This window comes from Ruegeria sp. ANG10 (assembly GCF_040705255.1).
In the GTDB taxonomy this organism is placed as follows: domain Bacteria; phylum Pseudomonadota; class Alphaproteobacteria; order Rhodobacterales; family Rhodobacteraceae; genus Ruegeria.
Window position 1 is genome coordinate 856,340 of record NZ_JBFCVU010000001.1, and the last position, 12,594, is coordinate 868,933.

The following is a 12,594-nucleotide window of genomic DNA, read 5'->3' on the forward strand; positions in this document are numbered from 1 at the left end:
TAACTTCAAGCATAAAATATTTTAACTTGAAGGGATGAGCGACTCGGTCTAGCGTTTCAGGTATTCAGACGGATGAAGGGAAGTTTAGCGATGCGCATTGCTTGCCTTGGCGGCGGACCGGCGGGTCTTTATTTCGGGATTTCGATGAAACTTCGAAACCCCGAGGCCGAGGTTGAGGTAATAGAACGCAACCGACCCGATGACACTTTTGGCTGGGGCGTCGTTCTGTCCGATGAAACGCTGGACAATCTGGCGGCCAACGATCCGGTCAGCGCTGAGAGAGTTCGGGAACAATTTGCCTATTGGGATGATGTGGCGCTGGTTCACAAGGGCCAGCGCACTGTCTCTGGCGGGCATGGGTTCTGCGGCATCGGGCGCAAGCAACTGTTGTTGATCCTGCAGGCCCGCGCCCGCGAGCTGGATGTGAAGATGCGGTTCGAAACCGAAGCGACGTCGGCCTCGGACTACATGGCCAACTATGACGTCGTCATTGCGTCAGATGGGCTGAATTCGAAGACCCGCGCCGAGTTTTCGGATGTGTTCAAACCGGATATCGACCAGCGCCTGTGTCAGTTCGTCTGGTTGGGCACGCATCAGAAATTCGACGACGCCTTTACCTTTATTTTCGAGAAAACCGACAAGGGCTGGCTCTGGGCCCATGCCTATCAATTCGACCCAGACACCGCGACTTTCATTGTCGAATGCACGCAAGAGACATTCGATGCCTATGGCTTTGGCAAGATGAGCCAGCAGGACTCGATTGTCGTTTGCCAGGACATCTTCAAGGATCATCTGGGCGGTCATTCCCTGATGACCAATGCCAACCATATCCGCGGCTCCGCTTGGCTGCGGTTTCCGCGTGTGCTGTGCGAGAAGTGGAGCCATAAGAACGTCGTTCTGCTGGGGGATGCAGCCGCCACGGCGCATTTCTCGATCGGGTCGGGCACCAAATTGGCGTTGGAAAGCGCGATTGCGCTGGCCGAGTATATCCACACCGAAGACACGCTTGAGGCCGCCTTTGCCCGCTATGAAGATGAACGGCGGCTCGAAGTGCTGCGGCTGCAGTCAGCGGCGCGGAATTCGGTGGAGTGGTTCGAGGATGTCGAACGCTATCTGGATCTGGATTCCGTACAGCTGAACTATTCCATGCTGACCCGGTCGCAACGGATCAGCCATGAAAACCTGCGTGAACGCGATGCCAGGTGGCTTGGCCGGGCCGAGGCGTGGTTCATGGCGCAAGCCGGGGTGGGGATCAACACCCCCGCTCGCGCGCCCATGTTCGCACCGTTCCGTTTGCGGGGCATGGAGTTGAAGAACCGGATCGTGGTCTCACCCATGGCTCAGTATAAGGCCGTGGATGGCTGCCCGACCGACTGGCATCTGATCCACTATGGTGAACGCGCCAAGGGCGGGGCAGGGCTGATCTATACCGAGATGACTTGTGTCAGTGCCGATGGCCGCATCTCGCCAGGTTGCCCCGGGCTGTACGCACCCGAGCACGAATCGGCATGGCGCCGCCTGACCGATTTCGTTCACACTGAGACCGACGCCAAGATTTGCTGCCAGATCGGCCATGCCGGGCGCAAGGGATCGACGCGCATCGGGTGGGAAGGCATGGATCAGCCGTTGGAGGAAGGCAACTGGCCTCTGATGTCCGCCTCGGCCATTGCCTGGTCAGACGAAAACGCCATGCCCAAAGCGATGGATCGGGCGGACATGGATCGCGTCACCGTCGATTTCGTAGCAGCCGCCCAGATGGCTGATCGTGCCGGATTCGACATGATCGAACTGCACGCGGCGCATGGGTATCTGATCTCGTCCTTTATCTCTCCGCTATCGAACATGCGCGATGACGACTATGGCGGCAGTTTGGAAAACCGCATGCGCTATCCGCTTGAGGTGTTCGCGGCCATGCGTGCGGTATGGCCCGAAGCCAAGCCGATGGCGGTGCGCATATCGGCCAGTGACTGGGCGGGCGAAAACGGTATCACCCCGGAAGAGGCCGTTGAAATCGCAGCGTTGTTTGATGCGGCGGGGGCGGATATCGTGGATGTGTCCGCAGGCCAGACCTCGACACAGGCGCAGCCGGTTTATGGGCGGATGTTTCAAACCCCGTTCTCGGACCGTATCCGCAATGAACGTGGCATCAAGACAATGGCTGTTGGAAATATCTACGAAGCTGACCATGTCAATTCGATCCTGATGGCCGGGCGTGCCGACCTGGTCTGTTTGGCCAGACCGCATTTGAACGATCCCTATTGGACCTTGCACGCAGCCACCGCGTTGGGCGACCGGCAGGAGGTCTGGCCGAAACCCTATGAGGCTGGGCGCGATCAGGCCTGGCGTCTGGCCGACCGCGACGCAGAAATGGCAGGTAAGGTATGAGTCACGTGATCATATCAGGTGGCGGCACCGGGGTCGGGGCGGCGATTGCGAAGACGTTTGCTGAGGGTGGCGCCGCGATCACTCTTTTGGGTCGGACCGAGACCACCTTGCAGCAGCAGGGGCTACCTTTCGAAGTCTGCGATGTGACCGACACGGTGCAGGTGCAAGCAGCCTTCAGCGTGGCCCGCACCCAACGTGGCCCGGTTACGGCAGTTATTGCCAATGCAGGCGCAGCGCACTCAATGCCTTTTTTCAAGATGACGGCGGATGACCTGCGTGCCATGACCGAGGTCAACCTAGTAGGTGTATTCAACGTCTGGCAGGCCGGGTTGGCAGACATGCAGGCAGCGGGCGCTGGGCGTCTGATCGCCATCGCCTCGACCGCCGGGTTGAAAGGTTACCCTTATGTCTCAGGCTATTGCGCCGCGAAACACGGGGTTGTGGGACTGACCCGCGCGCTGGCAATTGAACTGGCCCCAACCGGGATCACTGTCAACGCCGTGTGCCCTGGATTTGTAGACACGCCGATGCTGGAGCGTTCGATCAACACCATCGTTGAAAAAACGGGGATGAGCGCCAAAGACGCCGCCGCTTCACTGCACCGAGGCAACCCCCAACGCCGGTTCATTGAAACGGATGAGGTCGCGAGCGCGGTCAAATGGCTATGCTCGGACGCGGCGAAATCCGTGAATGGTCACACGCTTAGCCTTTCCGGAGGTGAAATATGACCCCGACACTTGCGCACCCTCCGCTCGAAGATGCCTCGAAAGAACGGCTGCGTCTGTGGTTACGCTTGTTGAAAACCACTCGTGGCATCGAGGCCAAGCTGCGTGAGAATTTCCGGGCTGAGTTCGACACGACCTTGCCTCGGTTCGATGTGATGGCCGCCTTGTCGCGCTATGACGACGGCCTAAAGATGAGCGAGATTTCCGGCGTGCTGCGCGTCTCCAATGGCAATGTGACCGGGATTGTGGATCGGCTGGCCGATGACGGGTTGTTGGTGCGGGTGCCGGTGCCCGGGGATCGCCGCGCCCATCGTGTGTGTATGACCCAGAAGGGCCGTGCGGAATTCGCCCGCCAAGCCGCCGCGCATGAGGCATGGATCGCCGATATGCTGGGTCAATTCTCGGCCGAGGATGCAAGGACTCTCACCACCGAATTCAGCCTGCCGGAGGAACCCAATGACCCGTGACGTCAATCATTTCCGGTGTGAGGTGACGGACCGCATTGCCACGGTCAGCCTGGACCGGCCAGAGCGGAAAAACCCGTTGACCTTCGACAGCTATGCTGAACTGCGCGACTGGTTTCGCGATCTGGTCTATGTCGATGATGTGGACGCCGTGGTCTTTGCGTCGAATGGTGGCAATTTCAGCTCGGGCGGGGATGTGCATGATATCATCGGCCCGCTGACCCGCATGAATATGAAAGAGTTGTTGGCCTTTACCCGCATGACCGGAGATCTGGTCAAGGCGATGGTGAATTGCGGCAAGCCCGTGATTGCGGCAGTGGACGGTATCTGCGTTGGGGCTGGGGCGATCATCGCCATGGCGTCCGATCTGCGTATCGCCACACCACAGGCGAAATGCGCCTTTCTGTTCACGCGGGTTGGCTTGGCTGGCTGTGACATGGGGGCCTGCGCCATCCTGCCTCGGATCATCGGGCAGGGACGGGCGGCAGAGCTGCTCTATACCGGGCGGTCTATGAGCGCCGAGGAGGGGTTTGGCTGGGGATTCTACAACAGCGTGGTTGAGGCGGGTCAGCTTGAGGACGCGGCACGGGACATGGCCCGGCGTATCACTGCGGGGCCGAACTTTGCGCATATGATGACCAAAACCATGTTGGCGCAGGAATGGTCCATGTCGATTGAGCAGGCCATCGAAGCCGAGGCTCAAGCGCAGGCCATCTGCATGCAGACCGGTGATTTTGAACGCGCCTACAACGCCTTTGTGGCCAAAGAAAAACCAGAGTTCGAGGGGGATTGATGGCAGATCGCAGTTTCCTTTCATGGCCATTTTTCGAGCCACGTCACCGCGACTGGGCGGCGCAAGTCGAAGAGGTCGCGCAGAGGCTAAAGGTCGACCACGCGGACACTGATGCCGCCTGCCGTGCGTTAGTGCGTGATTTGGGCGAAGCGGGGCTGCTGCAACCAACTGCGGACGAAGACGGCCAGTTGGATGTGCGGACCTTGTGTTTGACCCGGGAAATCCTTGCCCGGCATGATGGGTTGGCTGATTTTTCCTTTGCCATGCAGGGTCTTGGCACTGGTGCGATTTCCCTGTTCGGTTCGCCCCAGCAAAAGGCCGCATGGTTGCCTAAAACGCGCAGCGGGCAGGCGATTTCGGCCTTTGCGCTGACCGAGCCGCAGTCAGGATCGGATGTGGCGAATTCCACCATGACCGCGACACGTGATGGCGATCACTATGTCCTGAACGGCGAAAAGACTTGGATATCGAACGGGGGCATTGCCGACGTCTACACCCTGTTCGCCCGCACCGGCGAAGCGCCGGGTGCCAAGGGGTTGTCTGCTTTTGTCGTAACACCTGATCAGCCGGGGTTCGAGGTTGCCGAGCGGCTGCACACCATCGCCCCGCATCCACTGGCGACGCTGCGGTTTTCTGACATGCGGATACCGGCATCTGCGATGATTGGCACGTCCGGTGCCGGGTTCAAGATCGCCATGTCGGTGCTGGATGTGTTCCGCTCGACCGTGGCAGCAGCGGCATTGGGGTTCGCCCGGCGCGCGCTGGATGAGGCGTTGACGCGGGTCAGTATCCGCCATGTGCAAGGTGCGCCGCTGTTCGACCTGCAGATGGTGCAAGGTCAAATCGCCGATATGGCGCTGGATGTTGATGCGGCGGCGCTGCTGGTCTACCGCGCTGCCTGGACCAAAGACAGTGGCGCGCAGCGCATCACGCGCGAGGCCGCGATGGCCAAACTTTTCGCCACTGACCACGCGCAGCAGGTCATCGACAAGGCGGTGCAGCTGTTCGGCGGTGAAGGTGTCCGATCGGGCATGCCGGTTGAGGCGCTGTATCGTGAAATCCGCGCCTTGCGCATCTACGAGGGTGCCTCGGACGTGCAAAAAGTCGTCATCGCCCGTCAGGCAATGGCCGCGCATAGGGAGGGGAAGTGATGTTGGGACCGTCCGCGCATATCGATACGTTCAGCCGCGATAACCTGCCGCCCGAGGAGCAGTGGCCCGATTTCCTGTTGGACGGGTTCGACTATCCCGACCTTCTAAATGCGGCGTATGAGCTGACCGATGCGATGGTGGACAAAGGGTTTGGCGACAATATCGCCCTGATCGGAAATGGGCGGCAGCGGACCTATAAAGAGCTGACCGACTGGACCAATCGTCTGGCGCATGTGCTGGTCGAAGATCTGGGGGTACAGCCCGGCAATCGGGTGTTGATCCGGTCGGCGAATAACCCGGCCATGGTGGCCTGCTGGCTGGCCGCGACCAAGGCTGGGGCCGTGGTCGTCAACACCATGCCCATGCTGCGCGCAGGTGAATTGACCAAACATGTGGATAAGGCCGAGATCCAGTTCGCCCTCTGCGACACACGATTGATGGAGGAAATGGAAACCTGCGCGCAGGACAGCCGGTTCCTAAAGCGCGTGGTGGGGTTCGACGGCACCTCGAACCACGATGCCGAGCTTGATCGTCTGGCGTTAGAGAAACCGGTTCAGTTCGATTGCGTGCAAACAGGTCGCGATGACGTTGCCCTTCTGGGGTTCACCTCAGGTTCGACCGGAGAGCCCAAGGCCACAATGCATTTCCACCGTGATCTTATGATCATCGCTGATGGCTATGCGCGCGAGGTTCTGAATGTGCAGCCCGAGGACGTGTTTGTGGGGTCTCCTCCGCTTGCCTTCACATTTGGGCTGGGTGGTCTGGCGGTGTTTCCACTGCGATTTGGGGCAACGGCGACCTTGCTGGAACAAGCTTCGCCTCCCGGCATGATCGAGATCATCGAAAAGTACAAAGCCACCGTCTGTTTCACGGCTCCAACCGCCTATCGCGTCATGTTGCAGGCGATGGAGGATGGGGCCGATCTGTCCAGCCTGCGCGCTGCCGTTTCGGCGGGCGAGACGTTGCCCAAACCCGTCTATGACGACTGGATGGAACGCGCAGGCAAGCCGATGCTCGATGGCATCGGGGCCACGGAATTGCTGCATATCTTCATCTCGAACCGGTTCGATGATCACCGGCCCGCTTGCACCGGACGACCGGTCAAAGGGTACGAAGCGAAGGTTTTGAACCGCGACGGGTCCGAGGCTAAAACCGGGGACATTGGACGTCTGGCGGTGCGCGGCCCGACCGGATGCCGGTATCTGAATGACGACCGGCAAAAGGAATATGTTCACGATGGCTGGAACATCACCGGCGACAGTTTCTATCAGGACGAGGGCGGCTATTTCCATTTCGCGGCGCGCAATGACGATATGATCGTCTCGGCCGGGTACAACATCGCCGGCCCCGAGGTCGAAGCAGCGCTGCTAGCGCACGAGGCTGTTCTGGAATGCGCCGTGATCGGTGCCCCAGACCCGGATCGGGGCGAAATTGTCGAGGCGCATGTCGTGCTGACCGAAGATGCTGTGGCAGAGGATGCTCTGCGCGAGGCGCTGCAGACCCACGTCAAATCCGTCATCGCGCCCTACAAATACCCACGCTCGATCCGGTTCTGCGACGCGTTGCCAAAGACGGCGACGGGAAAAATTCAGCGGTTCAGGTTGAAATCCCCCTCGACGAACGGGGCGTGATCGGTGTGAATAGCGACATAACAAAAAAGAACGCCCTGTCAGGGGCATAGGCTGAACGCGGGGAAGATTGGCAAAAGGCGCGTTCGAAAGACCAACGAAGGGAGATGAAGATGAAAAAGTTTCTAGCGGCCGCTGCGGTTTCCGCGCTGTGCGCCACCGGTGCGCTGGCCGAGGTCAAGGTTGGGATGATCACCACGCTGTCCGGTGGTGGCGCCGGGTTGGGCATCGATGTGCGGGACGGGTTCATGCTGGCCATCGCGCAATCGGGCCGCGACGATATTGAGGTTGTGATCGAAGACGATCAGCGCAAGCCCGATATCGCCGTGCAGTTGTCGGACAAGATGATCCAATCAGAACGGGTCGATGTGATGACAGGTATCATCTGGTCCAACCTTGCCATGGCGGTTGTGCCTGCGGCGGTAAATCAGAACGTGTTCTATCTGTCGCCTAATGCAGGCCCGTCACCTTTGGCAGGGAAAGGTTGTCACCAGAACTATTTCAACGTCGCCTGGCAGAACGACAACCTGCACGAGGCCGCCGGGGCCTATGCCAACGGTGCGGGCTATAAGAACAGCTTCATTCTGGCCCCGAACTATCCGGCTGGCGTGGATGCCTTGACCGGCTATAAGCGGTTCTTCGAAGGCGATTTGGCCGGTGAAATTTATACCGAGCTTGGCCAAACCGACTATGCTGCCGAGATCGCCCAGATCCGGGCCAGCGATGCAGACAGCGTGTTCTTTTTCCTGCCGGGCGGCATGGGCATTTCCTTCCTCAAGCAATATGCTGACAGTGGGATTGACTTGCCCGTGGTCGGCCCGGCCTTCAGCTTTGATCAGGGCATCCTGCAGGCGGTTGGCGATGCGGCAATGGGTGTGGTGAACACCTCGCAGTGGAACAAGGATATCGACAACCCGACCAACGCGGCGTTTGTGGAAAGTTTCCAGGCGGAATACGGACGTCTGCCCTCGCTCTATGCCAGCCAGGGGTTTGACACGGCTAACCTGTTGCTGTCGGCGTTGGACAAGGCCGACCCTTCAGATGCCGATGCCTTCCGCGAGGCACTGCGAGCGGCTGAGTTCGACAGTACCCGTGGTGACTTCAGCTTTGGCCCGAACCATCACCCTGTTCAGACGATCTATGCGCGTGAAGTGATCAAGGAAGGTGACGTATTCACCAACAAGATCCTCGGCGTTGCGCTGGAAAACCACTCTGACGCTTACGCGGTCGAGTGCAAAATGTAACTGACCTTCTGCCTGCCCCTGTTTGCGGGGCGGGCAGGCCACCGGAGTTCCCATGTCCTCGATCCTGATTATCGAGCAGATCCTCAACGGGCTGCAGTTCGGCGTCATGCTGTTTTTGATGGCGGCTGGCCTGACGCTGATTTTCGGCGTGATGGGTTTGATCAATCTGGCGCACGGCTCGCTGTATATGGTCGGGGCTTTTGCGGCGGCGGCTGTGGCGGGCGCAACTGGGTCTTTCCTGTTGGCGTTGGTTGCCGCGCTCGCTGCTGCGGCGCTAGCTGGCGCGATTGTCGAGATGGTGGTGATCCGGCGATTGTATAACGCGCCGCATCTGGATCAGGTGCTGGCCACCTTCGCGCTGATCCTGATCTTTTCCGAAGGAACACGCTGGGTTTTTGGCTCTTTTCCATTGTTTCTGGACATTCCCGACGCGCTGTCAGGGCCTGTGACCTTGCCCGGTGGGATCGAATACCCGCTGTATCGTCTAGCTCTGATCGGTATCGGGCTGGCTGTGGCCGTGGGGCTTTGGGCGCTGATTGAACGCACCCGATTGGGGATTCAAATTCGTGCCGGCGAAAATGACCGTGAGATGATAGCGGCACTGGGCGTCGATATCTCGAAACTCTACACGCTGGTCTTTGCGTTGGGCGCAGCGCTGGCTGGGCTGGCGGGCGCTCTGGTCGGTGCGATCCAGTCGGTGCAGGTCGGGATGGGCGAGCCGGTGCTGATCCTGGCCTTTGTGGTCATCGTCATCGGCGGCATCGGTTCGGTCCGTGGTGCCTTTATCGGCGCGCTGCTGGTCGGTCTGACCGACACGCTGGGCGGGGTGTTCCTGCCCGAATTGTTCAAGCTGTTCATGGACAATGGCGCGGCGCAGAAAAGCGGTTCGGCGCTGGCCTCGATGGGGATTTATGTGTTGATGGGGCTGGTGTTGATCTGGCGGCCCACCGGATTGTTCGGAGCCCGCGCATGAGGCTGAATGAGAAATACCTTAATGCCGCAATGATCGCGGGCCTGCTGGCATTGCCGCTTTGGGCTGTTATGGCAGACCAGCCCTTTACGATCACACTAGTGACGCGGGCGGTGATCCTGGCGTTGGCGGCGGTGGGGCTGAACATCATTCTTGGGATTGGCGGTATGGTCAGCTTTGGTCATGCCGTGTTCTTTGGGATCGGAGGGTACGCGATGGGCATCCTTGCCTATCACGCGCAGACCTACACGGCGCTGGATCTGGGGCTGCTCACCACCGGCGGCACCAAGTCCATGCCGGTGATCTGGTTGGTGGCGATGATCCTGTCCGGGTTGGTGGCGTTCTTTATCGGGCTGCTGTCGCTTCGAACGTCTGGGGTGTATTTCATCATGATCACGCTCGCTTTTGGGCAGATGTTTTTCTACTTCGCGATCTCCTGGGCGCAGTACGGGGGTGAGGATGGGCTGTCGATCTATGTCCGCAACGACTTTCCCGGTCTGAACACACTGGCACCGATCCAGTTTTACGCCATTTGTTTCACGCTGCTTTGTGTGGTGCTGTTTTTGTTTGCCCGCTTTCAGGCCTCGCCCTTCGGATTGGCGCTGAACGCGGCGCGTCAGACACCCACTCGGGTTGAGACTGTGGGCCTGAACCCGATGCGGTTGAAGCTGCTGGCCTTTGTCCTTTCAGGGGCAATCACCGGGCTGGCGGGCGCGCTGTTTGCAGACCTGAACCGCTTTGTCTCCCCCACGATGTTCAGTTGGCAGTTGTCGGGTGAATTGATCGTGCTGATCATCATCGGCGGGGTTGGGCGCCTTATGGGACCGGTGATCGGGGCCTGCGTCTTTGTCGCGCTGGAACATTTCTTGGGCGAGCTTACCGATTTCTGGCATGTCTACCTAGGCGTAGTCTTGCTGTGCATTGTGTTGTTCGGGCGTGGGGGGCTGATCGGTCTGCTGACCGGGAAAGAGGGGGCACATGTCTGATACCGTTCTTTCCACGCTGAAACTGAACAAAAGCTTTGGCGCGCTCAAGGCCACCGACGATGTGTCGATTGACCTGAAACCCGGCGAAATCCATGCGATCATCGGCCCCAACGGGGCGGGTAAGTCGACGCTGATCCAACAGATTTGCGGTGGGTTGCAACCAGATTCCGGGCGGGTTCTGCTGAATGGTCGGGATGTCTCGGGGCATAGCACGCAGGCGCGGGCGCGGGCCGGGTTGGGGCGCACATTTCAGATTTCCCAATTGTGCATGGAAGACACCGTTCTGGAAAACGCCGTGCTGGGCGCGATGGGCGCCGAACATATGGCTTGGCGGTTTTGGCGACCTGCCCTGAAACGGCCCGCGCTGCGCGAGCGGGCCGAGGCGGCGTTGGAGCGCGTGGGCCTCAGCGATGACCGCGAAACGCGCTGTGCCAACCTCAGCCACGGCCAAAGGCGGCAGTTGGAGGTTGCAGTTGCTTTGACCTTGTCCCCAAAAGCCTTCGTGATGGATGAGCCAATGGCCGGGCTTGGTGCCGGAGGGTCGAAACGGCTGACGGGTTTTCTTGACGGGTTGCGGCAAGAAGCACCCATTCTGTTGGTCGAGCATGACATGGATGCGGTCTTTGCGCTGGCCGACCGGATCAGCGTGCTGGTCTATGGCAAGGTCATCGCCACGGGCACGGCGGACGAAATCCGCACCAGCCGCGAAGTGCGCGACGCCTATCTGGGGGACGAGGCATGAGTCTGCTGCGGATAGAAAACCTCAGAGCCACGTACGGTGTCAGTCAGGCCTTGTTTGGTGTTGATCTTGAGATGGCGCAGGGCGAGGTCACCGCCCTGATGGGGCGCAACGGGATGGGTAAGACCACCACGGTAAAGGCCATTTGCAGGATGATCCGGTCAGACGGCACGCTGACGCTGGACGGTCAGGACCTGCATGCGCTGCCCAGTCACAAGGTCGCGCGTAAAGGCGTGGGGCTGGTGCCCGAAGGCCGCCGCTGTTTTGCCGATCTGACCGTGCGAGAAAACCTGATTGCGGCGGCACGTCCAGGGGATTGGACCCTGCGCCGCGTGACTGAGTTGTTTCCCCGGTTGGGTGAACGGCAGGGGCAACGGGCAGTTTCCCTGTCGGGAGGAGAGCAGCAGATGCTGGCGATAGGCCGCGCGCTGATGACCAACCCCCGACTGCTAATCCTGGATGAGGCCACCGAGGGGCTTGCCCCGATCGTCCGGCAGGAAATCTGGGCAGCGCTGCACCGCCTGCGGCAAGAGACCAGCGTGGCGATCCTGCTGATCGACAAATCGCTTAAGGAGTTGGCGGCGGTGTCCGACAAGGCGGTCATTCTGGAACGGGGTCGCACTGTCTGGGCCGGTGCCATCACTGACCTGACCCCCGAAATTTCCGAGAAATATGTAGGGGTCTGATGGTGTTCGAGTTTCATCAAAAGGTGCTGTTCAAACATTGCGACCCTGCCGGGATCGTGTTCTTCCCGCGCTATTTCGAGATGATCAATGATTGCGTCGAGGCGTTCTTTGATCAGGGTCTGAATGCACCGTTCCACGATCTGCACCGCGCAGGTGCCGTGCCGACCGCGCAAATCGAAACTCAGTTTCCTGCGCCCAGTCGCCATGGCGACCAATTGGTTTTCCAACTTGAAATCACACAGCTCGGCAACAGCTCGGCGGGGTACAGGATGACCGCCCGTTGTGGGGACGAGGTGCGGCTGGCAACTTCGGCGACATTGGTTCACATCAACGCCGATGGCCGCCCCGAGGCCTGGCCGGACACCATCCGCAGTAAATTGGAAACATTCAGAAAGGACGCGACATGAGCCATAAGATCATTCAGCCCGACGGCTGGCTTCCGGCCAAAGGCTATGCGAACGGCGTTCTGACCAAGGACGGAACCTTGCAAATTGGCGGCCAGATCGGATGGGACGCGAACAAGGAATTCGTCAACGGCGGCTTTATTGGCCAGATGAAACAGGCCCTGCAAAATATCGTGGACATTGTCGAAGCCGCAGGTGGTGAGGCAACCGACGTGACCCGCCTGACTTGGTTTGTCACCGACAAAAGCGAATACCTGGCCAAACAGGCAGAGGTCGGCGCAGCCTATCGCGAGGTGTTTGGCAGGCATTTCCCCGCCATGTCGATGATCATCGTTGCCGGTTTGGTCGAAGACGAAGCCATGGTTGAGATTGAGGCCACGGCGCATTTGTCGTGACCTCCGGTTGTTAAAGATTGCGCC

At 59.7% G+C, this 12,594-nt stretch carries 13 protein-coding genes; all 13 read left to right on the forward strand.

The features are described from left to right. The first annotated feature begins 90 nt into the window (after positions 1-90). Complete coding sequence (locus AB1A64_RS03880; RefSeq protein WP_366550204.1) at positions 91-2,385, forward strand: bifunctional salicylyl-CoA 5-hydroxylase/oxidoreductase; 2,295 nt, start codon at positions 91-93, stop codon at positions 2,383-2,385. After that, positions 2,382-3,113 carry an SDR family NAD(P)-dependent oxidoreductase gene (locus AB1A64_RS03885; RefSeq protein ID WP_366550205.1) on the forward strand — a complete coding sequence of 244 codons (732 nt, stop codon included), beginning with the start codon at positions 2,382-2,384 and terminating at the stop codon, positions 3,111-3,113. The genes AB1A64_RS03880 and AB1A64_RS03885 overlap by 4 nt, the downstream gene beginning before the upstream one ends. Then, on the forward strand, positions 3,110-3,577 hold the full coding sequence (locus AB1A64_RS03890; protein ID WP_366550206.1) for a MarR family transcriptional regulator: 468 nt from the start codon (positions 3,110-3,112) through the stop codon (positions 3,575-3,577). Before AB1A64_RS03885 ends, AB1A64_RS03890 begins: the two co-directional genes overlap by 4 nt. Continuing rightward, positions 3,567-4,367, forward strand: a complete 801-nt coding sequence (locus tag AB1A64_RS03895; RefSeq protein ID WP_366550207.1) for an enoyl-CoA hydratase family protein — start codon at positions 3,567-3,569, stop codon at positions 4,365-4,367. The genes AB1A64_RS03890 and AB1A64_RS03895 overlap by 11 nt, the downstream gene beginning before the upstream one ends. After that, the gene (locus tag AB1A64_RS03900) at positions 4,367-5,518 is read left to right on the forward strand and encodes an acyl-CoA dehydrogenase family protein (protein ID WP_366550208.1); all 1,152 of its coding nucleotides are present in this window, start codon (positions 4,367-4,369) and stop codon (positions 5,516-5,518) included. Before AB1A64_RS03895 ends, AB1A64_RS03900 begins: the two co-directional genes overlap by 1 nt. Then, positions 5,518-7,149, forward strand: coding sequence for an AMP-binding protein (locus AB1A64_RS03905; RefSeq protein ID WP_366550209.1), 1,632 nt, complete (start codon positions 5,518-5,520; stop codon positions 7,147-7,149). The genes AB1A64_RS03900 and AB1A64_RS03905 overlap by 1 nt, the downstream gene beginning before the upstream one ends. A gap of 110 nt (positions 7,150-7,259) precedes the next feature. Next, the gene (locus AB1A64_RS03910; protein ID WP_366550210.1) at positions 7,260-8,390 is read left to right on the forward strand and encodes an ABC transporter substrate-binding protein; all 1,131 of its coding nucleotides are present in this window, start codon (positions 7,260-7,262) and stop codon (positions 8,388-8,390) included. A gap of 52 nt (positions 8,391-8,442) precedes the next feature. Beyond that, complete coding sequence (locus tag AB1A64_RS03915; RefSeq protein ID WP_366550211.1) at positions 8,443-9,363, forward strand: branched-chain amino acid ABC transporter permease; 921 nt, start codon at positions 8,443-8,445, stop codon at positions 9,361-9,363. Next, complete coding sequence (locus tag AB1A64_RS03920) at positions 9,360-10,346, forward strand: branched-chain amino acid ABC transporter permease (RefSeq protein ID WP_366550212.1); 987 nt, start codon at positions 9,360-9,362, stop codon at positions 10,344-10,346. The genes AB1A64_RS03915 and AB1A64_RS03920 overlap by 4 nt, the downstream gene beginning before the upstream one ends. Continuing rightward, complete coding sequence (locus tag AB1A64_RS03925) at positions 10,339-11,088, forward strand: ABC transporter ATP-binding protein (RefSeq protein ID WP_366550213.1); 750 nt, start codon at positions 10,339-10,341, stop codon at positions 11,086-11,088. The genes AB1A64_RS03920 and AB1A64_RS03925 overlap by 8 nt, the downstream gene beginning before the upstream one ends. Beyond that, a complete protein-coding gene (locus AB1A64_RS03930; protein WP_366550214.1) occupies positions 11,085-11,771 on the forward strand; it encodes an ABC transporter ATP-binding protein in 687 nt (228 codons plus the stop codon). The genes AB1A64_RS03925 and AB1A64_RS03930 overlap by 4 nt, the downstream gene beginning before the upstream one ends. Continuing rightward, complete coding sequence (locus tag AB1A64_RS03935; protein ID WP_366550215.1) at positions 11,771-12,178, forward strand: thioesterase family protein; 408 nt, start codon at positions 11,771-11,773, stop codon at positions 12,176-12,178. Before AB1A64_RS03930 ends, AB1A64_RS03935 begins: the two co-directional genes overlap by 1 nt. Further along, the gene (locus AB1A64_RS03940) at positions 12,175-12,570 is read left to right on the forward strand and encodes a RidA family protein (RefSeq protein ID WP_366550216.1); all 396 of its coding nucleotides are present in this window, start codon (positions 12,175-12,177) and stop codon (positions 12,568-12,570) included. The genes AB1A64_RS03935 and AB1A64_RS03940 overlap by 4 nt, the downstream gene beginning before the upstream one ends. The last annotated feature ends 24 nt before the right edge of the window (positions 12,571-12,594 follow it).